The following is a 25,406-nucleotide window of genomic DNA, read 5'->3' as shown; positions in this document are numbered from 1 at the left end:
CACCTTAGCCCGGATTTCTCATGAGGCCGGCAGGCGTGGCCGGTGAAGCCTCGGCGTATCAACAACCTGCCTTCCACCGCTAAAAATTGATCGTTTTTTATTCAATTCCCGCGTATGGGGCGCACTGCCCCCTTTCCCCCATTGAGCCGGGCCGGGGGCGCCCGCCTGTTCAGGTCGGCTTGAGGCGGGCAACCAGCCCCGCAAAGAGTTCCTGATGCGGATAGGCCTCGCTGATCAGCACGCGGATGCGCCGGCTGTTGCGAATGATCACCGCACCGATCTTGAGCAGTTTCAAGCGCAGGTTATGGATGCTCATGCGCGCCAATGCGGTGCCCTGGAGATGATCGCGTAGCCGTTCGAACAGCACATAGGCAAAGGCCGACAGCATCAGCCGCCACTGGTTGGTCCACCAGCGTGGGCTGGAGGTGCGGTCGGCGAACAGATCCAACTGTTGGTCCTTGATCCGATTCTCCATGTCGCCACGGCCGCAGTAGTCTTCGTAGTACTGCTGGGCAGCATCCTCGGCAAAGCGGGACACGACGATGAAGCGTGGATTGGCACCCTGCTCGCCATGTTCCAGGCGCGACACGACCAGGCGGCGCCTACGCCAACTACCGGCCTGATAGAGGAAGCGATACACGCCGGACATCTTCTGCCCGGTTTCTTGGTAGGCCTCGGCGACCGCTTGCATGGCCGGCGCCGCCATCCGCTGCAGGCGGGTGTTGCGGGCCAGACCCACCACATAATCCACCTGCTTGCGGTCACACCAGTCGAGCATGCGATGTCGGCAAAAACCGCCGTCACCGCGGAACACGATGCGGGTCTCTGGCCAGAAGCGGCGAATGAACTTGACCAGCAGTGCCAGGATGGCCCAACTGTGTCGGGCGCCATCGATGTTGCTCGGGCGCAAATAGCTCACCAGCAGATGGCGACCACAGAACACATAGAGCGGCAGGAAGCAGTAATGGTCGTAATAGCCATGGAAGAAGCGCCCTTCCTGATCTCCATGCACCGGCACATCGGTCGCATCGAAGTCGAGCACGATCTCAGCCGGCGCCTGGTCATGCTGGGCGATGAAGTGCTCCCACAGCAGGCGATGGGCTTGCACCACCGTTTCGCGATCGGCTTGCTGTTCCAGGCGCCCCAGAGTGGATTTGCCGGCCAGCGGTTGCAGGCGGTTGACCGCAGTCTGCAGCGCGTAGTCATGGCGCAGGCCGTCATGATCGTTGAGATCCTCGTAGCCGGCGGCCAGTGCATAGATACGCTGGGCGAGCAGTGTCTGCAGTCCATGCTGGACACGCCCAGGATCACGCCGATCGGGAACGATTTTGGCCAGGCGGCGGGTCAAGCCATGTTGCCGGTCGACCTCGCGCAGCAGCAACAAGCCCGCATCCGAGGTGATGTGACCACCGGTGAAAGAGGCCTCGACGAGGCGGCGAGAGAGGGGTGAAAAGTGGAGTTTTTCTGGTAGCATTTTGTGCGCGGCTGAAGACTTATGGGGCTTTGTTTGGCGACAAGAATCATAAGGCTTTCAGCCGTTTTTGTTTATGCGGTCATGAGAAATCCGGGTTAGCTCAGTTGGAAGTCGTCGGGACATGGAGGAAACGGCTGTGGGCCGTATATGGGAATTTACCTACAGTAAAAAGTTAACAGCGCTACGAATTGATCACGAATAAGTCATGTCAATTCGTTGTTTGGTAACTTTTTATTGAAAAGTTGGGGCGGCTGTTTAGTTTGTCCTGCGATGACCTAGGAAATTTCCTTCAGAGCATGCCGATGCATGCCATGGTCGGTTTGTGGTCTTTCAGGTTGGGCTGGAGCGACCGGTCATTTCGCAGGCCATTTCACTGGCGTAGCTGTCGGTCATGCCGGCGATGAAATCGATCATGCGCAGGTAGGCGTTGTGCAGTGAGCCTTGTGGGTCTGGGGCATGGTTGCCGAGCAGGTCCAGGACACGTCGGCTCTTGAAGGAGGGCGTGCGGCCTCCGTGCTGTTCCAGGGCGGCTGCGCAGAATGCGTTGAGGAGAATCTCCAGGGTGGTATAGGCGCCGATCTCGTGCAGCGTCTTGCGCTTGTCCTGGAAGATCTTCTTGCGCGCCATGTCCTTGGCCTGCAGCACGCAGCGTTTGGCCGGGCCGTGCATATGCTCGACCAAGTCGCCTGCCAGGCAACCGGCGAGCAGGGCCGGCTGCTGTTCGACGAAGGCCTGGGCGGCGGCATTGGTCAAATGCTCGATGGCCTTGCCGCGCAGGATCGCCAGCTTGCGTCGCCGCGAGTCGCCGGGCCCCAACTGACGGTAGGTGTCGGGGAGGTCGTCGCCGACCAGGTCGAGCAGCAAGGCCTCGACCTCGGCGTATTGCAGCAGCTCCATCTCCAGGCCGTCTTCCAGGTCGATCAGCGCGTAGCAGATATCGTCTGCCGCCTCCATCAGGTACACCAGTGGATGGCGTGCCCAGCGCTGCTCGTCCAGCTGTGGCAGGCCGAGCTTGCGGGTGATCTGTTGCAGCAGTGGCAGTTCGCTCTGGTAGCAGCCGAACTTGTGCTTCTTGTAGCCCAGGGCATCGGCGTGACGGGCGCTCCAGGGGTACTTCAGGTAGGTGCCCAGGGTGGCGTAGGTCAGCCGGGTGCCACCGTCGAACTGGTGGTACTCCAGTTGGGTCAGGACACGAAAACCTTGGGCGTTGCCTTCGAAGTTGAGGAAGTCGGCCCGTTCGTCGTCGCTCATGTCGTCCAGCCAGCCACGTCCAGCGGCCTGTTGGAACCAGTGGCGGATGGCATCTTCGCCGGAGTGGCCGAACGGCGGGTTGCCAATGTCGTGGGCCAGGCAGGCCGACTGCACGATCATGCCCAGGTCGCTGGGCTCGCACCAGTCAGGCAGGCTGTCGCGCAGGGGCTCGCCGACGCGCATGCCCAGGGAGCGGCCGACGCAACTGACTTCCAGCGAGTGGGTCAGGCGGGTGTGGATATGATCGTTGCTGGAGACCGGGTGGACCTGGGTCTTGCGCCCCAGGCGGCGGAACGCGCCAGAGAAGATGATGCGGTCGTGGTCCTTGTGGAAGGGACTGCGCCCCAGTTCCTCGGGGCTGTACAGGGCTTTGCCCAGGCGTTCGCGGGTCAGCAGGGTATGCCAGTCCAAGGCTCGATCTCCCGTCAGGTGGACGCCATAGCTTCCCGTGTCGGGCGCGCCCGCGCAAGCGGCAGGCGCGACCGCTCAGCCGCGCCGGTTGTGCAGGAACAGGCGGACCAAGGGCACCAGGCTGCTGCCCAGGCGCACCAGGCGGCTGAGATTGCCGCTGCGCACGCCCTTGCCGGTGAGAAAGCCCAGCGCGACCACCGCGCCCAGGCCCCACAGCGGCGCATGCCGGATGCCCAGGCCATCTTGCAGCGAGCTGCCCATGCCACGCAGGCGCCTGACCGGCTCGACCAACTGCGCCGATTCGTGGCGGATCTCCTGGCGGTGCATTTCCAGGCGCAGGCGCAACAGTGCCTTGCGCAGTTCACGGGGATTACGGGTATTGGGGAGTTCAGGCAGGTTCATGGCAACAGGCGCTCCCTGTCCTTGGCAAGTTCCTCGAGGGTGGCGCTGAACGGCGACGATTCGTCGAACACCGCGGCCTTCAGACGCAACCCGCAGTACAGGGCGGCGACGCCATAGAACACGCACAGGCCAATGATGCCGGCCAGGCGATAACTGTCCCACAGCAGCACCAGGACCAGCCCGGACAGCGCGGTCAGCAGCAGCAAAGCGAACACCAGCGCCAGGCCGGCGAACAGCAGCAGGCTGAGGGTACGGGCTTTCTGCTCCTGCAGTTCGATGCCGAACAGCTCGACATGGCTGTGCAGCAGGCCGAGCAAGGCCGCGCCAAGGCGCTTGCCGGAAGCGCTGGTGCCCAGAGCGTCGTTTTCCATGGGAACTCCTCAGCGCCGATTGGCCAGCAGGCCGATCAGCAGGCCGACGCCGGCGGCGATGCCGATGGCCTGCCACGGATTCTCCTGCACGTACTGCTCGGCACTGCCGAGGGCCGCCTGGCCGCGCTGGCGTACCGAGTCCTGGGTCAGTTGCAGGGTCTCGCGGGCCTGGACCAGGCGGTCGTGGATCTGCTCGCGCAGTTCGTCGGCCTGGTCGCCGGCCAGGTTGGCGGTGTCGGCGAGCAGTTTCTCGGTGTCGCGCACCAGGGCCTGGAAGTCAGCCATCAATATCTCTTGAGCAGTCTTTGCCGATTTGCTGGCCATGGGTCTCTCCCTGTGGATGTGTGTGGCTATTTCGAGTGATGGGGAAGAAGGAAGGTTCAGTGCCATCGCTGGTACGACCCTTGCTATCTCCCGGGGCGTGGCCGTGGGGTGCTGCGCCGAATGCGTGCGCTGGCCCGACGGATACCGATAAACCTTAACCCAATCCACGACAAACCCAAGAAAAACCACGCAGGCCTTGCCCGGCTCACCGAAACGGGGCGGGGCCATGGCACCGAATCGGTGCAAGGAGGTGGATTCTTGAACCGTCCTGGTGCCTTTTTCAGCAGGTCTGCCTCTTTCATGGAAAACATGCACAGCGCGATGGACTCCCTGGTCCATGGCTCCAATACCTTGTTCATTCTCATGGGCGCCATCCTGGTCCTGGCCATGCACGCGGGTTTCGCCTTCCTCGAAGTCGGTACCGTACGGCACAAGAACCAGGTCAATGCCTTGTCGAAGATCCTCAGCGACTTCGCGGTCTCGGCCCTGGTGTACTTCCTGCTCGGCTACTGGGTGGCCTATGGGGTGAACTTCTTCCAGCCGGCCGGCGAACTGGCTGCCGACCATGGCTATGCCCTGGTCAAGTGCTTCTTCCTGCTGACCTTCGCCGCGGCGATTCCGGCGATCATTTCCGGTGGCATCGCCGAGCGTGCCCGGTTCGTGCCGCAACTGTGCGCCACGGCCTTGATCGTGGCGCTGGTCTACCCGTTCTTCGAAGGCGTGGTGTGGAACGGCAACTTCGGCGTGCAGGGCTGGCTGCAGGCGCGCTTCGGGGCGCCGTTCCACGACTTCGCCGGCTCGGTGGTCGTGCATGCCATGGGCGGCTGGCTGGCGCTGGCGGCGGTGCTGTTGCTGGGCGCGCGCCGTGGCCGCTACCGTGAGGGCCGGCTGGTGGCGTTCGCACCGTCGAGCATTCCGTTCCTGGCCTTGGGGTCGTGGATCCTGATCATCGGCTGGTTCGGCTTCAACGTCATGAGCGCCCAGACCTTGCAGGGCGTCAGTGGACTGGTGGCGATCAATTCGCTGATGGCCATGGTCGGCGGGACCCTGGCTGCCTTGGCAGCCGGGCGCAACGACCCTGGCTTCCTGCACAACGGCCCGTTGGCCGGGTTGGTGGCCATCTGTGCCGGATCCGACCTGATGCATCCGCTCGGTGCCCTGGCCACCGGCCTGGTGGCGGGGGGGCTGTTCGTCTGGAGCTTCACCGCGGCGCAGAACCGCTGGAAGATCGACGATGTGCTGGGCGTCTGGCCTTTGCATGGCCTGTGCGGCGTCTGGGGCGGCATCGCCTGTGGCCTCTTCGGCCAGGCTGCGCTCGGCGGGCTGGGCGGTGTCAGCCTGGCCAGCCAGTTGGTCGGCAGCCTGGCGGGAGTGCTGGTGGCATTGCTGGGCGGCTTTGCCGTGTATGGCCTGATCAAGGCCGTGCCGGGGCTACGCCTGAGCCACGAGCAGGAGTTCCAGGGCGCCGACCTGTCGCTGCACCGCATCGGCGCCACCAGCCAGGATTGACGCAGGCCAGGTGCACGTGGCCCGGCATGGACCTAGAATGATCATCCCATTCCTTGCTGATGCGGGACCTGTCCATGCTGCCTGAATGCCAACTGTTCGGCACCCTGGGGTGCCATTTGTGCGAAGTGGCCGAAGCCTTGCTGATGCCTTTCGTCGAGCACGGCCTGCTGGTGGAGTTGGTCGATATCGCCGACAGCGAGGCGTTGTTCGAGCGCTATGGCCTGCGCATTCCCGTGCTGCGCCGTTGCGACACCGGTGCCGAGCTGGGCTGGCCGTTCGATGCGGAGCAGGTGGTGGCGTTCCTGAAGGGATGATTGCCGAGAGGGGAAGCGGTGCCCTCCTGCATGATCCGGCGCGCAGGGCGAAGATGCGAGGCCGACCGAGACAGGTCGGCCCCTTCAATCGTCCTGGAGTAGCTCTGCGATGCTCATCACCCCCCATTTCACCCTCGAGGAAATGACCGTTTCGCAAATCGCCGCGCGCGAAGGGCTGGACAATGCGCCCCCCGCGCAGGCCCTGGCCAACCTGGGCCTGCTGTGCCGGACACTCGAACAGGTGCGCGCGCTGTGCGGCGCCCCCATCATCGTCAGCAGTGGCTACCGCAGCCCGGCCGTCAACCGGCGCGTGGGCGGGGCATCCAGTAGCGCCCACCTCAGTGGCCTGGCCGCTGACTTCACCGTGTTCGACCTCGCGCCCCGCGAGTTGGCCCTGCGTATCCGTGACAGCGACGTGATGTTCGACCAGCTGATCCTCGAGTTCGACGGCTGGGTGCACCTGGCCGTATCGCGTGGCGCGCCGCGTCGCCAGGTGTTGACCATTCGCCGGGGCACGGGCTACCTCGCCGGGATCCGCTGAAGCCCAGGCCAATTGACGGCATACCGGTCACGTCCGTATGCTGTATATAAATACAGTATCAGGGTGAATCAATGCTCAACGTCGAGCAACTGAAGTACAGCGTCAACCGCATGTCCCCCGAGCGGGTCTGCGACGCCGTACTGGAGCTGCGCCTCGAAGGTCTGGTGACGGATGACCGGACGCCGTTCGGCAAGGTCCATTTCAACACCTGCTTCGCCGAGATCGAGGCGCTGTTCCAGCGTGCCGGTTACCATCGTCAGCTGGATGTGGTGGGGTACCAGGGTTTGGTCTATGCCCTCTACGATCCGGGGCGCTGGGATGCGGTGCAGGTCTTGCGCTGGCTGAAGGCACGCAGCGAGACGGCGGCCCGGGCTGGTTGACCTGGCGGGCATGGAGGATAATGCCCGCCCTTGAGTTTGCGAGCCCTGCCATGACCGCGCCTTTCGACCCCGCCCACCAGCAAGCCAGTACGGTCTGCCTGCCACCAGGTCGCTGGGCGACGGTACTCGACTGCCTGTGCGATCGTTTCAAGGGCATCAGCCGCGAGCAGTGGCTCGACCGTTTTGCTCGTGGGCGCGTGCTGGATGCCGCAGGGCAGGCGATTCCGGTGGACATGCCCTATCGCCAGGGCATGCGCCTGCACTACTTTCGCGAGGTGCCCAACGAGAAGCCGATCCCGGTGCAGGAAACGATCCTGCATGTGGACGAGCATCTGGTGGTGGCCGACAAACCGCATTTCCTGCCGGTCACCCCGACCGGTGAGTATGTCGAGCAGACCTTGCTGCGTCGCCTGATCCGTCGCTTGGGCAACCCGCACCTGGTGCCGCTGCACCGTATCGACCGGCATACCGCCGGGCTCGTGCTGTTTTCCGCCAACCCACACAGCCGCAGTGCCTACCAGCGGCTGTTTCCCGAACGGCGCATCGACAAGCGCTACCAGGCGATCGCCGCGGCGCTACCCGAGCGTGAGTTTCCCCTGGTGCACCGTAGCCGCCTGGTGCATGGCGAGCCCTTCTTTCGAATGCAGGAAGTGGCGGGGCAGCCCAACAGCGAAACCCTGGCCGAGGTCCTGGAGAAGAATGGCAAGCTGTGGCGCTACGGCCTCTCGCCGGTGACTGGCAAGACGCACCAGTTGCGGGTACATATGGCGGCGCTGGGCGCGGCGATCTGCAACGACCCGTTCTACCCGGCGCTGTGCGAGGTGCAGGATGACTACCAGCGGCCACTGAAGCTGCTGGCGCAAGGGTTGCGGTTCGAGGATCCACTGACAGGGGAGGTGCGCTGCTTCGAGAGTCGCCTGTCGCTGGAGTGGTGAGGAGGGGAGCCAAGGGCTGCAAAGCACCCTTTGACTGAGTGACATTGGGGCTGCTTTGCAGCCCCAGGTGACAACGACCGGCGATAAAGGCCAGCGCCTCAGCGGTTGAAGCGCTCCACCAGGGAATACTGGCTGCCCGCCGTGCTGGTCAGCTCTTCGCTGAGCAGTGCCGAGCGCTGGGCCTGTTCGGCGGTCTGGTCGGCCAGGTCGGCGATGGTGCTGATGTTGCGGCTGATCTCGTCGGCCACCGCGGTCTGCTCCTCGGTCGCCGCGGCGATCTGGGTGGCCATGTCGGTGATGTTGGCCACCGCTTCGCTGATGCCCGCCAGCGCCTGGTCGGCTTCCATGACCCGCTCCACGCCTTCCTGGGCCTGGCGGTGGCCATTTTCCATGGTCTGTACGGCGTTGTTGGCGGTCTGCTGCAGCTTGGCGATCAGGTTGTGGATCTGCCCGGTGGACTCGGCGGTGCGCTGGGCCAGTTGGCGTACCTCGTCGGCGACCACGGCGAAGCCTCGGCCCATCTCACCGGCGCGCGCCGCCTCGATGGCGGCGTTGAGGGCCAGCAGGTTGGTCTGGTCGGCGATCCCCTTGATCACATCCACCACGCCACCGATCTCGTCGCTGTCCTTGGCCAGCTGGGTGACGGTCTGGCCGGTTTCGCCGACGGCTGCCGACAGGCGCTCGATGGCCTCGCGGGTCTCCCCAGCGATGTGCCGGCCCTGGCTGGTCAGGCGGTTGGCTTCCTGGGTGGCATCGGCGGTGCGCTGGACGTGATTGGCCACTTCCTGGGTGGTGGCTGCCATCTGGTTGACCGCGGCAGCGACCTGCTCGGTTTCCACCCGCTGGCGTTCCAGGCCCGTGGAACTCTGGTGGGCCAGAGCATCGGACTGGCGCGCCTGGTCGCTGAGGTGCTCGGCGCTGTCCTGCAGGCGAGTCAGGCAGGTCTTCAGGCGCGCGTCTTGGCTGAGCATGGCCATTTCCAGGCGGGCCTGCACGCCACGGCTGTCGGTGTACATCTGCGCGATCAGCGGGTCGGAGGTGGTCTGTTCGGCCAGGCGCAGCAGGCGCTTGAGGCCGCGTTGCTGCCAGGTCAGGCCGAGCAGGCCGAGCGGTACCGACAGGCCCGCGGCCAAGGCGAAGCCCCAGGAGTGGCCGAGCCAGTTGCCGATCAGGAAACCGACCTGGCTGACCAGGATGAACGGCAGCCAGTCCTGCAGCACCGGCAGCCACTTGTCACGCCGTGGTACTGCCGGCTTGCCTTGGTTGATGCGCTGGTACAGTGCCTCGGCGCGGCGGATCTGCTCGGCGGTGGGCTTGATTCGCACCGACTCGTAGCCGATCACCTGGTTGTTGTCGAAGATCGGCGTGACATAGGCGTTGACCCAGTAGTGATCGCCCGACTTGCAGCGGTTCTTGACGATGCCCATCCACGGCAAGTCCTGCTTGAGGGTCTGCCACATGTGGGCGAAAACCGCCGGGGGCACGTCGGGATGGCGGACCAGGTTATGGGGCGCGCCCGTCAGTTCCTCGCGGGAGAAACCGCTGATGTCGATGAAGGCATCATTGCAATAGGTGATCACACCCTTGGCATTGGTGGTGGAGATCAACCGTTGTTGGGCAGGGAAGGTCCGTTCTCTCTGGGTAATCGGCTGGTTGTTACGCATGGGCAGTCAATCCGCAAGGCTTTCGACAGGTATCGGCAAGCCGGTGATTTTATTGAATGGATACTTAAATTCGCTTGACCTGGCTCAATGAGCACAGGGCGCGCCTGGGTTAAAGGATCTGGCGATTTCACGTAAGTTGCCGTCAGGTTTGCGTTTTTTTAACGATTTATGACGGTTTGGTCCGATCATGACTGATTGTTCGGAGAAGGGCCAGCGGCGAATGGGGGAGGGGAAGGTTGCCGTTGGCCTTGCAGGAGCGGTCAGGCGCCCCGGCAAGGCCGCTCCTGCAAGTGCCTCCGTGCTTCAGGCCGCAATCAGCTGGCGCAGCACATAGTGCAGGATCCCTCCGGCCTTGAAGTACTCCACTTCATTGAGGGTATCGATCCGGCATAGCACCTCGATCTGTTGCTGCTGGCCATCCTCGCGGGTGATGCGCAGCGGCAGGCTCATGCCTGGGCGTAGCTGCGCGCCGGACAGCCCCAGCACATCGATGCGCTCCTTGCCGGTCAGGCCCAGGGTCTTGCGGCTTTCCCCGGCCTTGAACTGCAGCGCCAGCACGCCCATGCCCACCAGGTTGGAGCGGTGGATACGCTCGAAGCTCTCGGCCAGCACTGCCTTGACCCCCAGCAGGTTGGTACCTTTGGCCGCCCAGTCACGGCTGGAGCCGGTGCCGTACTCCTGGCCGGCGATCACCACCAGCGGTGTGCCTTCGTCCTGGTAGCGCATGGCCGCGTCGTAGATCGACAGCTTCTCGCCACTGGGCACGTGCAGGGTGTTGCCGCCTTCCTCGCCACCGAGCATCTCGTTGCGGATGCGGATGTTGGCGAAGGTGCCGCGCATCATCACTTGGTGGTTGCCGCGGCGCGAGCCGTAGGAGTTGAAGTCGCGTGGCTCCACGCCCTGGCTGCGCAGGTAGCGGCCGGCAGGGCTGTCGGCCTTGATGTTGCCAGCCGGGGAGATGTGGTCGGTGGTCACCGAATCGCCGAGCAGGGCGAGGATGCGGGCCCCCTGGATATCGTCGATCTGCGGCAAGGGGCCGGCGATGTCGTCGAAGAACGGCGGGTGCTGGATGTAGGTGGAATCGTCCTGCCACACATAGGTGGCCGCCTGCGGCACTTCGATGGCCTGCCATTGGGCATCGCCAGCGAAGACCTCGGCGTATTCCTTGTGGAACATGGCGGTATCGACCTTGGCCACGGCATCGGCGATTTCCTGCTGGCTGGGCCAGATGTCGCGCAGGTAGACCGGCTGGCCATCGGTACCGGTCCCCAAGGGATCGCAGGTCAGGTCCAGGCGCACGCTGCCGGCCAGGGCATAGGCCACCACCAAGGGCGGCGAGGCCAGCCAATTGGTCTTGACCAACGGGTGCACGCGGCCTTCGAAGTTGCGGTTGCCCGAGAGCACCGAGGCGACGGTCAGGTCGGCGCTGCCGATGGCTTTCTCGATGGCTTCGTCCAGCGGGCCGGAGTTGCCGATGCAGGTGGTGCAGCCATAGCCGACCAGGTCGAAACCGAGCTGGTCGAGGTAGGGCGTGAGGCCGGCGGCCTTGAAGTAGTCGGTGACCACCTTGGAGCCTGGCGCCAGCGAGCTCTTCACCCAGGGCTTGCGCTTGAGGCCCTTTTCCAGGGCTTTCTTCGCCACCAGGCCGGCCGCCATCATCACGCTGGGGTTGGAGGTATTGGTACAGGAGGTGATGGCGGCGATCACCACGGCGCCGTCGCGCAGGGTGTGGGTCTGGCCGTCATGGGTGTAGTCGACCTCGCCGGCCTGGTCGGCATTGCCTACCGCCACGCCGCCGCCACCTTCGCTTTCCAGCCGGCTGACTTCCTTGGCCAAGGGCCTGGGTTGCAGTTCGATGAAGCCGTCGAAGGCCTGGCGCACCTGGGACAGGGCGACCCGGTCCTGCGGGCGCTTGGGCCCGGCCAGGCTGGCCTCGACGTCGTGCATGTCCAGCGCCAGGGTGTCGCTGAACAGCGGCTCCTGGCCTGGCAGGCGCCAGAGGCCCTGCGCCTTGCAGTAGGCCTCGACCAGTTGCACCGTCTCCTCGGCCCGGCCCGACAAGCGCAGGTAGTCAAGGGTCACCTGGTCGACCGGGAAGAAACCGCAGGTGGCACCGTATTCCGGTGCCATGTTGGCAATGGTGGCGCGGTCGGCCAGGGGCAGGTCGGCCAGGCCATCGCCGTAGAACTCGACGAACTTGCCCACCACGCCTTTCTTGCGCAGCATCTGCGTGACCGTCAGCACCAGGTCGGTGGCGGTGATGCCTTCGCGCAGCTTGCCGGTCAGCTTGAAGCCGATCACCTCGGGGATCAGCATCGATACCGGCTGGCCGAGCATGGCCGCCTCCGCCTCGATGCCGCCCACGCCCCAGCCGAGCACGCCGAGGCCATTGATCATGGTGGTGTGCGAGTCGGTGCCGACCAAGGTGTCGGGGAAGGCATAGGTGCGACCGTCTTCCTCACCGGTCCACACCGTGCGGCCCAGGTATTCCAGGTTGACCTGGTGGCAGATGCCGGTGCCTGGCGGCACCACGCGGAAGTTGTCGAAGGCGCTCTGGCCCCAGCGCAGGAAGGCGTAGCGCTCGCCATTGCGCTGCATCTCGATGTCGACGTTCTGGGCGAAGGCCTGGGGGCTCGCGTAGCGATCGACCATCACCGAGTGGTCGATCACCAGGTCCACCGGCGACAATGGGTTGATCCGCTGCGGGTCGCCGCCGGCCTTGGCCATGGCGGCGCGCATGGCGGCCAGGTCGACCACTGCGGGCACCCCGGTGAAGTCCTGCATCAGCACCCGCGCCGGGCGGTACTGGATCTCGCGATCAGAGCGACGCTCGCCGAGCCACTGGGCCAGGGCGCGCAGGTCGTCGCCGGTGACGGTCTTGCCGTCCTCCCAGCGCAGCAGGTTCTCCAGCAGCACCTTGAGCGACATGGGCAGGCGCTCGAGGTCGCCGAGTTGGCGGGCGGCTTCGGCGAGGCTGAAATAATGGTAGGTACGGCCGGCCGCCGTAAGGGTCTTGAGGGTCTTCAGGCTATCGAGCGAGGGCATTGCCAACTCCTTCTGCGCCGGTGCCCGGTACCTTCGGTGGTGCGTGCGGTTGATTCGCGTACTCAAGTCCTGGCGCTGAAATCGAATGCGCGAACCCGCCACACAGACCACGGGATACCGGTGTCACCGCTCTGTGGTGGTCCGCACGGCACGGACCTGGCTGAATGGTCAGGGTAGACCGAATTGCCGGACCTGACCTTGTTCTGGACCGGTGGGGCATGTCGCCGGTTCCGATCTTCCTTTATCATCGCCGCCCTGCCGGCGCCTGCCTTGCGCCGGATCAAGGCTGGCGGTGCACGCCAGCGACGTGGAGTGAGAGATGAATATCCTGTTCATGCATTGCCGGCCCGGCTTCGAGGGCGAGGTTTGCGCCGAGATCAGCGAACACGCCGCCCGCCTGGGTGTCGCGGGCTATGCCCGGGGCAAGCCGCAGAGCGCCTGTGCCGAGTTCGTCTGCACCGAGCCGGACGGCGCCGCGCGCCTGATGCGTGAACTGCGCTTCGAGCAGTTGATCTTTCCGCGCCAGTGGGCCCGGGGCGAGTTCGTCGAGTTGCCCGAGAGCGAGCGCATCGGCGTGCTGCTCGAGCACCTGGCCGAGCATCCGGTGTACGGCAGCCTGTGGCTGGAGGTGCTTGACAGCAACGAGGGCAAGGCGCTCTCGACCTTTTGCCGCAAGTTCGAGGTGCCGCTGCGCAAGGCCCTGGAAAAGGCTGGCCGCCTGGTCGAGGGCGCCGGGCGACCGCGCCTGCTGCTGACCTTCATCAGTGGCCGGCGGGTGTTCGTCGGCCTGGCCGAGGCGAACAATTCGGCGCTCTGGCCCATGGGCATTCCGCGCCTGAAGTTCCCCCGCGAGGCGCCCAGCCGCTCGACCCTCAAGCTGGAGGAGGCCTGGCACCAGTTCATCCCGCGCGAGCAATGGGAGCAGCGCCTGAACGACGACATGACCGGTGTCGACCTGGGGGCCTCGCCCGGTGGCTGGACCTACCAGTTGGTTCGGCGCGGCATGCTGGTAACGGCCATCGACAACGGCCCGATGGCCGAGAGCCTGATGGACACTGGCCTGGTCCAGCACCTGATGGCCGACGGTTTCACCTGGCGGCCGAAGCAGACGGTGGACTGGATGGTCTGCGACATCGTCGAGAAGCCTGCGCGCACTGCAGCGCTGATCGAGACCTGGCTGGGCGAGGGGTTGTGCCGCGAGGCGGTGGTCAACCTCAAGTTGCCGATGAAGCAGCGCTATGCCGAGGTACGCCGCCTGCTCGAACGTATCGAGGCCGGCTTCAAGGCACGCAAGGTCAAGGTGTCGATCGCCTGCAAGCAGCTGTACCACGACCGCGAGGAGGTCACCTGCCACCTGCGCCGGCTGGACCTCAAGCCACGCTGAGGCGGCTGGCTGGCGGCCGCGCCCGGGCGAATGTGCCCGGGCGCTTGGAGCGCGCGGCCCGATGCGCGACAATGCCCCCATCATTTGTGGAGCACCCCATGACCGAATTCACCCCTGACGCCATCCTCGACGCCACCGGCCTGAACTGCCCGGAGCCGGTGATGATGCTGCACCAGCACGTCCGTGACCTGGCGGCCGGCGGCCTGCTCAAGGTCATCGCCACCGACCCCTCGACCCGCCGCGACATCCCCAAGTTCTGCAACTTCCTCGGCCATGAGCTGCTCGAGCAAGAGGAACAGGCCGGCACCTACCTGTACTGGATCCGCAAGAAGGCCGATTGAGCCCGCTGGATCGTGCCTGGCATAGCGCCTACACTGCGTGCCCCTGACAGGAGAGCGCCATGCTGATAGTTGCCGACGAGAATATCCCGCTGCTCGATGCCTTCTTTGCCGGTTTCGGCGAGATTCGCCGTTACCCCGGACGCAGCATCGACGCGGCCTGCGTCAAGGACGCCGATGTATTGCTGGTGCGCTCGGTAACCCAGGTCGACCGGCAACTGCTCGCGGGCAGCCAGGTGCGTTTCGTCGGCACTTGCACCATCGGCACCGACCACCTGGACCTGGACTACTTCGCCGAAGCCGGTATCCACTGGAGCAGCGCCCCGGGCTGCAACGCCCGGGGGGTGGTGGACTACGTGCTGGGCAGTCTGCTGACCCTGGCGGAGCTGGATGGCGTGGACCTGGCCAAGCGGGTCTACGGCGTGGTTGGTGCGGGGCAGGTCGGGGAGCGCCTGGTGCGGGTGCTGCACGGCCTGGGCTGGAAGGTGCTGGTCTGCGACCCGTTGCGCCAGGCCCGTGAGGGTGGCGATTTCGTCAGCCTCGAGACGATCCTCGAACAGTGCGATGCGATCAGCCTGCATACGCCGTTGCAGCGCGAGGGCGCACACCCCACCTGGCACCTGCTGGGCGCGGGGCAACTGGCGCGCCTGCGTGCGGGGGCCTGGTTGATCAATGCCAGCCGCGGTCCGGTGGTGGACAACCAGGCCCTGCGCGAGTTGCTGCTGGAGCGCGAAGACGTGCATGCGGTGCTGGATGTCTGGGAGGGCGAACCCCAGGTGGACCTGGTCCTGGCCGACCTGTGTACCCTGGCTACCCCGCATATCGCCGGTTACAGCCTGGATGGCAAGCAGCGTGGCACGGCGCAGATCTACCAGGCGTTCTGCCGCTGGCGGGGTGAGCCGGAGCAGGTGCAGTTGGCCGACTTGCTGCCGGCGCCGGCTCTGGCGCGGCTCGACCTGGATGCCGCCGCGGATCCGGCCTGGGCCTTGGCGACCCTGTGCCGGGCGGTGTACGACCCTCGGCGCGACGACGCCGATTTTCGCCGCAGCCTCAGTGATGTTCCGGCCGAGCAGCGCGCGGCCTTCGACCTGCTGCGCAAGCATTACCCGCAGCGGCGCGAGATCGAGGGGCTGAAGGTGCACCTGAACGGCGATGCGCCACAGTTGGCGCAGGTGGTCAGTGCCTTGGGGGGCGTGCTGGTCTAGGGGGATGGGCTGCGACGCAGCCCCACGATGGTGCCCCTGAAAAGCAAAAACCCGGCGCAAGCGCCGGGTTGTAAGGGATTCGTTGCCTTCAGGCCTTGCGCACGGGTTCTTCCCGGCTCTTTTCCAGGTCCTTGCAGGCCTTCTGGATCATCTGCTCGGTGATCGGGATTTCACGGCCCTGGGCGTCGATGATCGAGCCGCAGACCTGGGATTGCGGTTGGTTCGTGGTCTTGGGCGTATCGCTGCTATGCTGCAAGCTCATTTCCTGTCTCCTCATCAGGTTCAAGCTCAGGGTAAACCACTTGCCGTGACTAGCCTGTGACAGCTCCCTGGGCGTCACGACAGGGACAGTCCAACAGAAAGCGCGGCAAAGCTCCAGAGGCACGTTAGAACGAAAGGGTATAGCAACCTTGGCCATCGCCTCGCCGCTGCGCTGTGGTCCTCATTGCGATACCGGGAGGCTGGCCACGGTTCCCCGTGAGCGGATGAGTGGTAGTCTGCTGCCCCCTAGCTGTGAATGGACACCTTCATGCCCGAGCCGGTTTCCTCCCGCCAGCGCCGCGCCCTGCGCCTGGGCTGGCGGTTCATCCGTCCGTACCGCAGGCAGGTAGCGCTGGCCTTGCTGGCACTGGTCGTGACCGCCGCCATCACCCTGTCGATGGGACAGGGCATCCGCCTGCTGGTGGACCAGGGGTTCATGACCCGCTCCCCACACCAGCTCAACCAGGCCATCGGCTTGTTCCTGCTGCTGGTGCTGGCCCTGGCGGTAGGGACCTTCAGCCGCTTCTACCTGGTGTCGTGGATCGGCGAACGCTGCGTGGCGGATATCCGCAAGGCGGTATTCGATCACCTGGTCGGCCTGCACCCGGGGTTCTTCGAGGACAACCGCAGCTCGGAGATCCAGTCGCGGCTGACCGCCGACACCACCTTGCTGCAATCGGTGATCGGCTCGTCACTGTCGATGTTCCTGCGCAACGCTTTGATGGTGGTCGGCGGGGTGGTGCTGTTGTTCGTCACCAACCCCAAGCTCACCAGCATCGTGGTGCTGGCGCTGCCCTTGGTGTTGGCGCCGATCCTGCTGTTCGGTCGGCGAGTGCGCAGCCTGTCGCGGCAGAGCCAGGACCGGGTTGCCGACGTGGGCAGCCACGTGGCCGAGGCCCTGGGGCAGATCAAGACGGTGCAGGCCTACAACCATCAGGCGCGGGACCGCGAGCTGTTCGCCGGCACCGTGGAAGCGGCGTTCGCCGTGGCGCGACGGCGCATCGCCCAGCGCGCATGGCTGATCACCCTGGTGATCGTGCTGGTGCTCGGTGCGGTGGGGGTGATGCTCTGGGTCGGCGGCATGGATGTCATCGCCGGGCGCATCTCCGGTGGCGAACTGGCGGCCTTCGTGTTCTACAGCCTGATCGTCGGCAGTGCCTTCGGCACCCTCAGCGAGGTGATCGGCGAGTTGCAACGAGCGGCCGGCGCCGCCGAGCGCATCGCCGAGCTGCTGGCGGCGCGCAGCGCCATCCTGGCCCCCGTCGAGCCTGCCGTGCTGCCGAGCGGGCGGGCCAAGGGGCGTATCGAGCTGCAGGGTATCCATTTTGCCTATCCGTCGCGGCCGACGGTCGCGGCCATCGATGGCCTGAGCCTGACCATCGAGCCTGGGCAGACCGTGGCGCTGGTGGGGCCTTCCGGTGCGGGCAAGTCGACCCTGTTCGACCTGTTGCTGCGCTTCTACGACCCCCAGCAGGGGCGCATCCTGCTCGACGGCCAGGCGATCGCCGAGCTGGCCCCGGACGAGCTGCGTCGGCAGTTCGCCCTGGTGGCGCAGAACCCGGCGTTGCTGCGTGGCACGGTGGAGGCCAACATCCGTTATGGCCGGCCCGAGGCCAGCCTGGCGCAGGTCGAGGCAGCGGCGCGCAGCGCCCATGCCCATGAGTTCATCCAGCAATTGCCCCAGGGGTACCAGACCCTGCTGGGGGAGGGTGGCATCGGCTTGTCCGGCGGCCAGCGCCAGCGCCTGGCGATCGCCCGCGCGCTGCTGGTGGATGCGCCGATCCTGCTACTCGACGAGGCCACCAGCGCCCTCGATGCCCAGAGCGAGCACCTGGTCCAGCAGGCATTGCCCGGCCTTATGGCGGGCCGGACCACGCTGGTGATCGCCCACCGCCTGGCCACGGTGCAGCATGCCGACCGCATCGCGGTGATCGACAAGGGCCGCTTGGCGGCGATCGGCAACCATCGTCAATTGATCGAGGAAAGCCCGCTCTATGCAAGGTTGGCTGCCCTGCAGTTCAGTTCTGCGTGAAGAGTGGGGCAAGCTTCACGCCGCAAGCTGTAAGTAAGAGCGGGCGGCGCTCAGGCATGACACCCTGCGCCGATCAGCTTGAAGCTTGGAGCTTGAATGGGGGAAATCCGCCATTTGCTGGACAAACGCCCGCTGCAGGTGGCGGATTGTCGCCAGCAAAACTGCCAATCTTCGGGTGCGACCATGCGCCTCAGCTATTAGCCATTGGTCTTGGTGGAGCTGGCACGGCTTGTGCTTTGGCGCGGGCTGGGCTTAGTGCCCGAGGCGATCGTGCCCCGATCCATCGAAACCCCATTCGCCGACCCTGCGATCTTGCTGGCCAACTGCCGCAAGACGCCACTCGCCTCGAGTGCCGGTCGTGCGGGCGAGAACAACAACCGGGCGTGCACACCGGCGGCAACGAGATGCCAACCACTTCACTTCAATTGGATTGAGCTATGAAAAAAATCCTGCTGACGCTCCTGTGCCTGAGCGTCATCGGCTGTTCCAAGCCCGGCGAGCCGGAAAAGTCCGTCGATGTCCTGCTGATCGGCGGCGGTATCATGAGCGCGAGCCTGGGGACCTACCTCACCGAGCTGGAGCCGAACTGGACGGTCGACGTCTACGAACGCATGGACCAGGTCGCCGAGGAAAGCTCCAATGCCTGGAATAACGCCGGCACCGGTCACTCCGCCTTCTGCGAGCTGAACTACACCAGCGAAGGCAAGGACGGCAAGATCGACATCAGCAAGGCGGTCAACGTCAACGAGCAGTTCGAGGTCTCCAAGCAGTTCTGGGCCTACCAGGTCGAGCAGGGTGTGCTGAGCAACCCGAAGTCGTTCATCAACAATGTGCCGCACATGAGCTTCGTCTGGGGTGACGAGAACGTCGCGTTCCTGCACAAGCGTGTCGAGGCCCTGCAGCACAGTTCGCTGTTCCGTGGCATGGAGATCTCCGAGGACCACGAGCAGATTCGCAAGTGGGTGCCGATCGTGATGGAGGGCCGTTCGCCCGAGCAAAAGGTCGCCGCGACCCGCATGGCCATTGGTACCGACGTCAACTTCGGCGAGATCACCCGCCAGTTGTTCGCTTCCATGGCCCGCAACCCGAACGTCAAGCTGCACCTGCGTCACGAAGTGCGTGACATCGTGCGCAATGATGACGGCAGCTGGAACGTGGTGGTGGCGGACCTTGCCAAGGGTGGCAAGGAAGCCCGCGTCAAGGCCAAGTTCGTGTTCATCGGCGCCGGTGGCGGCGCGCTGAAGCTGCTGCAGAAGTCCGGTATCCCTGAAGCCGAGGGCTACGCCGGTTTCCCAGTCGGTGGCCAGTTCCTGATGACCGACAACCCCGACATTGTCGCCCGCCACAAGGCCAAGCTGTACGGCAAGGCTTCGGTCGGCGCACCGCCCATGTCGGTCCCGCACCTGGATACCCGTGTCATCGACGGCAAGGAAGTGCTGCTGTTCGGCCCATTCGCGACCTTCTCGACCAAGTACCTGAAGAACGGCTCGCTGCTGGACATGTTCGCCTCGCTGACCACCCATAACATCAGCCCGATGATCAATGCCGGCATCGACAACTTCGACCTGAGCACCTACCTGATGGGCCAACTGATGCTCAGCTTCGACGACCGCATGGATGCCCTGCGCGAGTATTTCCCCAACGCCCAGAACCAGGACTGGAAACTGCTGCAGGCCGGCCAGCGCGTGCAGGTGATCAAGAAGGACCCTGAGCACGGCGGCATCCTGCAGTTCGGCACCGAGGTGGTGGCCTCCCAGGACGGCACCATCGCCGCGCTGCTGGGCGCTTCGCCAGGCGCTTCGACGGCTGCGCCGATCATGCTGACGGTGCTGGAGAAGACCTTCAAGGACCGCATCAAGACCCCGGAATGGCAGGCCAGGCTGAAGGAGATCGTGCCGACGTATGGCCAGAAGCTGAACAACGACCTCGAGCTGACCAACAAGACGCGTGAGTGGAGCCATTCGCGCCTGCAACTGCTGCACGTTCCGGTGCTGCCGGAGGAAGTGGCTGCGGTGCAGTAAATTGAAGCATGCACCGCGGGGCAATGCTGTTGCTCACGCCATGGGGCTGCTTTGCAGCCCATCGTCGGCAAGCCGGCGATGGGGCGCGAAGCGGCCCCCAATGGCCGCAGTAAAAGAGCCTTTTTCCAGGCACAACAAAAAGCCCGCTCAAGGCGGGCTTCTTGCAGTTTCGAGGAATTTGGTCGGAGAGACAGGATTCGAACCTGCGGCCTTCTCGTCCCGAACGAGACGCGCTACCTGGCTGCGCTACACTCCGATGACCGAAATCCTACTGCATACCCTTTTCGAACGCAACCCCTTGTTGCAAAAAGGAGCTTTGCCAAAAAGGGGAGGCGAAATCACAGCTCTTTGACGGTCCGGATCTGGTCTTTGTTGACGCGGGTACGCTTGCCGTCGAGCTGTTCGAATTCGTAGAAGCCGGAGTCTTCGTCATAGGAAGGGGTGTCCACTGCCTGGATCTCGCGGCCGTCGTTCAGGGTAATGACGGTTGGCGATGCGCAGCCGGCGAGGGCGCCCAGGCCCAGGGCGAGCAGGAAAGCGGGAAGGGTCCGTTGGATCATCGTGTTTCTCCAGTGCAATGGTGCTTGATGCCAGTTAAGACGCAAGGTGTCTGCGCAAGTTCCTTGCAAAGTGCAGCATAGCGGCAAAGGTGGGGCATTGATGGAGAACAATAGCCTGTCGTCCTGGGGCGCGCTTGCCCCCCGAATCTCAAGAACGGCGCGGCCCCTGGGAGCTGGCTTGTCGGCGATGGGCTGACAAATCCCAGTTGCCCCCTGCATAGCCACGCAGCGCAGCCTGCGACGGCCCACCCTGTGATATAACAACCGCCATCACCCACCGCTGCGACGGATCTCCATGAAAGCCAAGGCAGATACCCCCTTCGTGCCGCTGAACATCGCCGTGCTGACGGTCAGCGACACCCGTACTTTCGAAACCGATACTTCCGGCCAGTTGTTCGTCGACCGGCTCACCGCCGCCGGCCACCGATTGGCCGCGCGGGTACTGCTCAAGGATGATCTGTACAAGATCCGCGCCCAGGTCGCCACCTGGATCGCCGATGACCAGGTGCAGGTAGTGCTGATCACCGGCGGTACCGGCTTCACCGGCCGCGACAGCACGCCGGAAGCCGTGGCCTGCCTGCTGGACAAGCAGGTCGAGGGCTTCGGCGAGCTGTTCCGGCAGATCTCCGTGGCCGACATCGGCACCTCCACCGTGCAGTCCCGTGCCCTGGCAGGCCTGGCCAACGGTACCCTGGTGTGCTGCCTGCCGGGCTCGACCAATGCCGTGCGTACCGGCTGGGATGGCATCCTCGCCGAACAGCTCGATGCCCGTCACCGGCCCTGCAACTTCGTCCCCCACCTGAAGCAGGCAGCGGCCTGTGACAGCCGTGGTTGAGGGTATGCAGGCCCGGCCGCTGATGCCGGTGGAAGAAGCCCTGGAGCGGCTGCTGGCGCTGGCCGAGGCCGCGCCGATCCGTGACACCGAGGACGTGGCCCTGGCTGACGCCGAGGGCCGGGTGCTGGCCCGTGACCTGGTGGCCAGCCTCGACCTGCCGCCATGGCCGAACAGTGCCATGGATGGCTATGCCCTGCGCCTGGCCGACTGGCAGGGCGAGCCGCTGGCGGTGAGCCAGCGTATCTTCGCCGGCCACGCACCCGCGCCGCTGCAGTCGGGCACCTGCGCCCGGATCTTCACCGGCGCGCCACTGCCCGAAGGCGCCGACTGCGTCGAGATGCAGGAAAACGTCGAGGTCCTCGAGGATGGCCGGGTACGCTTGCTCGAGCCGTTGCAGGTCGGCCAGAACGTTCGCCCGCAGGGCCAGGAAACCCGGGTGGGCGAGCAAGTGATGGCCACGGGTACGCGCCTGGGGCCGATCGAGCTGGGCCTGGCCGCGACCCTGGGTCATGCCAGGCTCGAGGTGGTACGCAGGGTGCGGGTGGCCGTGCTGTCCACCGGGGACGAGCTGGTCGAGCCCGGCCTGCCGTTGGGGCCGGGGCAGATCTACAACAGCAATCGCCGCCTGCTGGCCAGCTGGTTGCAGCGCCTGGGCTGCGAGGTGGTGGATGTGGGCATCCTCGCCGACGACCTGCAACGAACCCGCGAATGCCTGGCCGGGCTGGGCGATGTCGACCTGATCCTGTCCACGGGCGGCGTTTCGGTGGGCGAGGCCGACTACCTGGGAATGGCCTTGCGCGAAGCTGGTGAACTGGCCCTCTGGAAGCTGGCGATCAAGCCGGGCAAGCCGCTGACGTTCGGGCATTTTCGTGGCGTGCCGGTCATCGGCCTGCCGGGCAACCCGGCGTCGACCCTGGTGACCTTCGGCTTGTTGACCCGGCCCTACCTGTTGCGCCGCCAGGGCGTGACCCAGGTCGCGCCACTGCGTTTCGACATGCCGGCAGGATTCGACTGGCCCCGCCCAGGCACGCGCCGCGAATACCTGCGGGCGCGGATCGAGCAAGGCCAGGTGCGCATCTACAAGAACCAGAGCTCTGGCGTGCTGCGCAGCGCGGCCTGGGCCGAGGGGCTGGTGGAAGTGCGCGAAGGCACCACGCCGCGCCAGGGCGACAGCGTGTCGTTCATTCCCTTCAGCGAGCTACTTGGCTGAGCGGCCGAGCAACACGTCGCCCAGGGACGCGGCCTGCGCCGGTGCCAACTGGCGCAGGCGCATGTGCACGTTCTCCAGTTGCTGGGCCGCGACGCTCCAGTCGTGGCGTTGGCGGGCGAACTGGCGGCCGGCCTCGCCCAACTGGCACATGCGCCAGGGCTGGTTGAGCAGTTGGGTGATCAGCAGGGCGAGCTGACCACCCTCGTCACTGCCCAGGTAGTGCTCGCCGTTGTTGACCGCAAGGCCGGACGCGCCCTTGTGGGTGGTGATCACCGGCAGCCCGGCGGCCATCGCCTCGAGGATCTTCACCTTCGAGCCACCGGCGTAGCGCAGCGGCGCGAAGAACAGCGCCGAACGTCGTTGCAGCTCGCGCAGGTCGGGGCGATAGCCGATCCATTCGATGCGCGGATCGTTCCAGTGCAGTTTCCAGCTGGGCGGCAGGGCATGCCCGGCAATGGCCAGGCGTACCGCCGGGTTGCTCATCCATACCTGGGGCAGGATCTCCTCCAGCGCCCATTCGATGGCTTCCAGGTTGGCGCCATACTCGAAGTTGCCGACGAACAGCAGGCGCTGGCTGTGAAAGGCCGGGCACACCGCCTGGTAGTAGTCGCAATCGACGCCATTGACCACCACGTTCACCCGGCGCCCGCTGATCTGGCTGATCAATTCGGCATCATGGGCGCTGACTGCCACTACCTCGCTGGGCTGGCGCAGTACCCGCTGTTCCCAGCGCCGATAGCGCCAGCGGTCGAAGGCATTGAGCGGCCGTAGCCACAGGGGCAATCGGTCGTGGCAGGCGACGCCCATCACCGATTCGAGGGTGTGCTCACTGAGCATGTAGGGCAGGCCACGGGCCTGCAGGGCTTTCTCGAAGGGCTGGAAGCTGTAGCTGTGTTCGATCTGGATCACGTCCCAGGGCTCGTCCAGCAGTTGCTCGAAGCGGTGTCGCAGGCACGGCGCCAGGCCATGGATGATGGCCCGCATGGGGTAGTCGATGATCGGCGAGGCCAGCAGGTTGAGCGGGCTGTGCAGTGGCCGCCTGGGGAGCACGACCAGGCGCTCGACCAGGGGCTCCAGGGCCTCGCGGGCGGCATCGCCGAGCGGTACCTTCGACTGCACCAGCAAGGTGATCCGGTGCCCGTGCCGCGCCAGTTCGCGCAGCAGGTGGTATTGCCGGGTCTTGCTGCCGCTGGTGGTGGGCCAGGGCAGGTAGGGCAGTGTCCAGAGTATGCGCATGGCCCCGTTCCTCGCTATGGGCCGCCTGGCGGCCCTGAAAGACAGAACGCGCCCTGGGGGCAGTCAACCGAGGGCGGCTGCCGGGGCGCGTCCATAGATATCAGTAAAGCGCACGATGTCGTCTTCGCCCAGGTACTCGCCGCTTTGCACCTCGATCATCACCAGGTCGATGACGCCGGGGTTGGTCAGGCGGTGGGTGCGGCCTGGCTTGATGAAGGTGGACTCGTTGGTGTCGAGCAGGAACTCTTCATCGCCGTTGGTCACGCAGGCCATGCCGCTGACCACGATCCAGTGCTCGCTGCGATGATGGTGCATCTGCAGGGACAGCGATTCGCCCGGGCGCACCATGATGCGCTTGATCTTGAAGCGTGGCCCTTCCTCGAGCACGGTGTAGGTGCCCCAGGGGCGGGTGACGGTGCGGTGCAGGCGATAGGCATCGTGGCCTTGGCGCTTGAGCTGCTGGGCGATCACCCTGACCTCCTGGCTGCGCGCGGCATCGGCGATCAGCAGGGCGTCGGGGGTGTCGATGACGATCAGGTTGTCCAGGCCGACGGCCCCGACCAGCCGGCGCGGCGCATCGATGTAGCAGTTGTGCACGTCGTGCAGCACGGCTTCGCCGTTGCAATGGTTGCCATGGCGGTCGGTGGGCCTGAGTTCGCGTACCGCCTCCCAGCAGCCGATGTCGCTCCAGCCCAGCTCGCACGGCACCACGGCGACCTGGCGGGAATGCTCCATCAGGGCGAAGTCGATGGAGATGTCCGGGGCCTTGGCGAAGGTGGCCGGCTCCAGTTCCACCTGCAGGGTGCGGTCACCCTGCTTGGTCTCGCTCTGCTCCAGGCACTCGGTCACGCTGGCCAGTACCTGCGGCGCATGGGCCTGCAGCTCGTCCAGCAGGGTGTCCACGCGCAGGCAGAACATGCCGGCATTCCACAGGTGGCGGCCGCCGTCGAGGTAGGCCTGGGCAGTGGTGGCGTCGGGTTTCTCCACGAAGCGTGCGACCTGGTAGCCGAGCTCGCCCAGTGCCTGGCCTTGCTCGATGTAGCCAAAACCGGTCTCGGCTCGGGTCGGCAGCAGGCCGAAGGTGGACAGCCAACCGGCGTGGGCCAGTTGGGCGGCCTGGGCGACGGCCTGCTCGAAGGCATCCAGGTCCTGGATCAAATGGTCGGCTGGCATGACCAGCAGCAGGCAGTCGTCGCCATACAGACGGGCACAGTGCAGCGCGGCGGCGGCGATGGCAGGAGCTGTGTTGCGCCCGCAGGGTTCGAGGATGAAGTCCAGGGCTGCGTTGAACGGGTTGACCTGCTGGTACTCGTCCTGGGTGCGGAAGAAGACATCGCGGTTGGTCACCGTCACCACCCGCTCCACGCCTGGCAGGGCGCTGGCGCGGGCGAAGGTCTTCTGCAGCAGGCTCTGGCCATCGGGCAGGCGCATGAAGGGCTTGGGCATGGCCTCGCGGGACACTGGCCAGAGACGGGTGCCGGCGCCGCCAGCGATGATGCAGGGAATCAGAACGCTCATTTCACAGCCTCGAATCAGGGCGCTGCGGGCAGCGCGACCAAAGGAAATCTCGACCTGTCAGGCGTCTGGCGGGGAGAAAAGTCAATAAAATGACTTTTTCTGTCGGCATCATCCGTGAAGGCCAAATATTTGTCGAATGATGCACCCGCTGCTTTCAGCTTTCAATGTTATTTATGTGAAACCGG

23 protein-coding genes and 1 tRNA gene are annotated in these 25,406 nt (G+C 65.2%); 12 read left to right on the top strand and 12 right to left on the bottom strand.

Annotated features, from left to right (window positions below; genetic code table 11):
• Positions 1-169 precede the first annotated feature (169 nt).
• The 5 genes from ACDI39_RS08720 to ACDI39_RS08700 form a co-directional block, all read right to left on the bottom strand.
• Positions 170-1,474 carry an IS1380-like element ISPa33 family transposase gene (locus ACDI39_RS08720; RefSeq protein ID WP_010793081.1) on the bottom strand — a complete coding sequence of 435 codons (1,305 nt, stop codon included), beginning with the start codon at positions 1,472-1,474 and terminating at the stop codon, positions 170-172.
• Between the two features lie 330 nt (positions 1,475-1,804).
• Entirely contained in the window at positions 1,805-3,136 is a 1,332-nt protein-coding gene (locus ACDI39_RS08715) for a deoxyguanosinetriphosphate triphosphohydrolase (protein WP_253090888.1), read from the bottom strand.
• A 75-nt stretch (positions 3,137-3,211) separates the two neighbouring features.
• Positions 3,212-3,538, bottom strand: a complete 327-nt coding sequence (locus ACDI39_RS08710; protein ID WP_225786953.1) for a hypothetical protein — start codon at positions 3,536-3,538, stop codon at positions 3,212-3,214.
• Positions 3,535-3,909, bottom strand: coding sequence for a phage holin family protein (locus ACDI39_RS08705; protein ID WP_225786952.1), 375 nt, complete (start codon positions 3,907-3,909; stop codon positions 3,535-3,537). The genes ACDI39_RS08710 and ACDI39_RS08705 overlap by 4 nt, the downstream gene beginning before the upstream one ends.
• 9 nt (positions 3,910-3,918) lie before the next feature.
• Complete coding sequence (locus tag ACDI39_RS08700) at positions 3,919-4,233, bottom strand: ElaB/YgaM/YqjD family protein (protein WP_225786951.1); 315 nt, start codon at positions 4,231-4,233, stop codon at positions 3,919-3,921.
• Between the two features lie 300 nt (positions 4,234-4,533).
• Between ACDI39_RS08700 and ACDI39_RS08695 the strand changes: the two genes are divergently transcribed.
• The 5 genes from ACDI39_RS08695 to ACDI39_RS08675 all read left to right on the top strand — a co-directional run bounded on the left by ACDI39_RS08695 (position 4,534) and on the right by ACDI39_RS08675 (position 7,912).
• Positions 4,534-5,742 carry an ammonium transporter gene (locus ACDI39_RS08695; protein WP_253100484.1) on the top strand — a complete coding sequence of 403 codons (1,209 nt, stop codon included), beginning with the start codon at positions 4,534-4,536 and terminating at the stop codon, positions 5,740-5,742.
• Positions 5,743-5,816: 74 nt separating this feature from the next.
• Complete coding sequence (locus ACDI39_RS08690) at positions 5,817-6,056, top strand: glutaredoxin family protein (RefSeq protein WP_317235047.1); 240 nt, start codon at positions 5,817-5,819, stop codon at positions 6,054-6,056.
• Between the two features lie 109 nt (positions 6,057-6,165).
• Complete coding sequence (locus ACDI39_RS08685; protein WP_253080503.1) at positions 6,166-6,597, top strand: D-Ala-D-Ala carboxypeptidase family metallohydrolase; 432 nt, start codon at positions 6,166-6,168, stop codon at positions 6,595-6,597.
• Positions 6,598-6,668: 71 nt separating this feature from the next.
• The gene (locus ACDI39_RS08680; protein ID WP_253080502.1) at positions 6,669-6,977 is read left to right on the top strand and encodes a transcriptional regulator; all 309 of its coding nucleotides are present in this window, start codon (positions 6,669-6,671) and stop codon (positions 6,975-6,977) included.
• Positions 6,978-7,027: 50 nt separating this feature from the next.
• Complete coding sequence (locus ACDI39_RS08675; RefSeq protein ID WP_253100481.1) at positions 7,028-7,912, top strand: pseudouridine synthase; 885 nt, start codon at positions 7,028-7,030, stop codon at positions 7,910-7,912.
• Between the two features lie 98 nt (positions 7,913-8,010).
• On the opposite strand, the gene ACDI39_RS08670 is transcribed toward ACDI39_RS08675, so the two are convergent.
• A complete protein-coding gene (locus ACDI39_RS08670; RefSeq protein WP_253100478.1) occupies positions 8,011-9,576 on the bottom strand; it encodes a methyl-accepting chemotaxis protein in 1,566 nt (521 codons plus the stop codon).
• 303 nt (positions 9,577-9,879) lie between these two features.
• Positions 9,880-12,621, bottom strand: a complete 2,742-nt coding sequence (gene acnA, locus ACDI39_RS08665) for an aconitate hydratase AcnA (RefSeq protein WP_225786945.1) — start codon at positions 12,619-12,621, stop codon at positions 9,880-9,882.
• A 319-nt stretch (positions 12,622-12,940) separates the two neighbouring features.
• On the opposite strand from acnA, the gene rlmM reads away from it, so the two are divergent.
• The 3 genes from rlmM to pdxB all read left to right on the top strand — a co-directional run bounded on the left by rlmM (position 12,941) and on the right by pdxB (position 15,548).
• The gene (rlmM, locus tag ACDI39_RS08660) at positions 12,941-14,005 is read left to right on the top strand and encodes a 23S rRNA (cytidine(2498)-2'-O)-methyltransferase RlmM (RefSeq protein WP_486538384.1); all 1,065 of its coding nucleotides are present in this window, start codon (positions 12,941-12,943) and stop codon (positions 14,003-14,005) included.
• 98 nt (positions 14,006-14,103) lie between these two features.
• Entirely contained in the window at positions 14,104-14,346 is a 243-nt protein-coding gene (gene tusA / locus ACDI39_RS08655) for a sulfurtransferase TusA (protein WP_225786943.1), read from the top strand.
• Between the two features lie 59 nt (positions 14,347-14,405).
• Positions 14,406-15,548, top strand: coding sequence for a 4-phosphoerythronate dehydrogenase PdxB (pdxB, locus tag ACDI39_RS08650; protein WP_225786942.1), 1,143 nt, complete (start codon positions 14,406-14,408; stop codon positions 15,546-15,548).
• An 88-nt stretch (positions 15,549-15,636) separates the two neighbouring features.
• On the opposite strand, the gene ACDI39_RS08645 is transcribed toward pdxB, so the two are convergent.
• Positions 15,637-15,810 (bottom strand): PA1571 family protein, encoded by a 174-nt coding sequence (locus tag ACDI39_RS08645; RefSeq protein WP_225786941.1) that lies wholly within the window; start codon positions 15,808-15,810, stop codon positions 15,637-15,639.
• A gap of 267 nt (positions 15,811-16,077) precedes the next feature.
• Here ACDI39_RS08645 and ACDI39_RS08640 point away from each other — a divergent pair, with 267 nt between their 5' ends.
• A complete protein-coding gene (locus ACDI39_RS08640; protein ID WP_253090890.1) occupies positions 16,078-17,841 on the top strand; it encodes an ABC transporter transmembrane domain-containing protein in 1,764 nt (587 codons plus the stop codon).
• A 437-nt stretch (positions 17,842-18,278) separates the two neighbouring features.
• Positions 18,279-19,862 (top strand): malate dehydrogenase (quinone), encoded by a 1,584-nt coding sequence (gene mqo, locus ACDI39_RS08635; RefSeq protein ID WP_486538381.1) that lies wholly within the window; start codon positions 18,279-18,281, stop codon positions 19,860-19,862.
• Positions 19,863-20,041: 179 nt separating this feature from the next.
• On the opposite strand, the gene ACDI39_RS08630 is transcribed toward mqo, so the two are convergent.
• Both ACDI39_RS08630 and ACDI39_RS08625 read right to left on the bottom strand, forming a co-directional pair.
• Positions 20,042-20,118 (bottom strand) — tRNA-Pro (locus ACDI39_RS08630).
• Between the two features lie 82 nt (positions 20,119-20,200).
• Entirely contained in the window at positions 20,201-20,422 is a 222-nt protein-coding gene (locus tag ACDI39_RS08625) for a YgdI/YgdR family lipoprotein (protein WP_110971301.1), read from the bottom strand.
• Positions 20,423-20,717: 295 nt separating this feature from the next.
• Here ACDI39_RS08625 and moaB point away from each other — a divergent pair, with 295 nt between their 5' ends.
• Together moaB and ACDI39_RS08615 are read left to right on the top strand one after the other, a co-directional pair.
• On the top strand, positions 20,718-21,257 hold the full coding sequence (gene moaB, locus ACDI39_RS08620) for a molybdenum cofactor biosynthesis protein B (protein WP_225786938.1): 540 nt from the start codon (positions 20,718-20,720) through the stop codon (positions 21,255-21,257).
• A gap of 4 nt (positions 21,258-21,261) precedes the next feature.
• Positions 21,262-22,467: a molybdopterin molybdotransferase MoeA gene (locus tag ACDI39_RS08615; protein WP_225787152.1), complete on the top strand. Its 1,206-nt coding sequence runs from the start codon at positions 21,262-21,264 to the stop codon at positions 22,465-22,467.
• Here the strand turns inward: ACDI39_RS08615 and ACDI39_RS08610 are convergent.
• Positions 22,456-23,703: a glycosyltransferase family 4 protein gene (locus ACDI39_RS08610; protein ID WP_225786937.1), complete on the bottom strand. Its 1,248-nt coding sequence runs from the start codon at positions 23,701-23,703 to the stop codon at positions 22,456-22,458. The genes ACDI39_RS08615 and ACDI39_RS08610 overlap by 12 nt on opposite strands.
• Before the next feature lie 63 nt (positions 23,704-23,766).
• A complete protein-coding gene (locus tag ACDI39_RS08605; protein WP_253100475.1) occupies positions 23,767-25,221 on the bottom strand; it encodes a mannose-1-phosphate guanylyltransferase/mannose-6-phosphate isomerase in 1,455 nt (484 codons plus the stop codon).
• Positions 25,222-25,406: the final 185 nt, after the last annotated feature.

Source organism: Pseudomonas sp. Tun-23181 (genome assembly GCF_057415455.1).
Note: the sequence above shows the minus strand (reverse complement) of the source record. Positions and strands in the feature narration are given on the sequence as shown.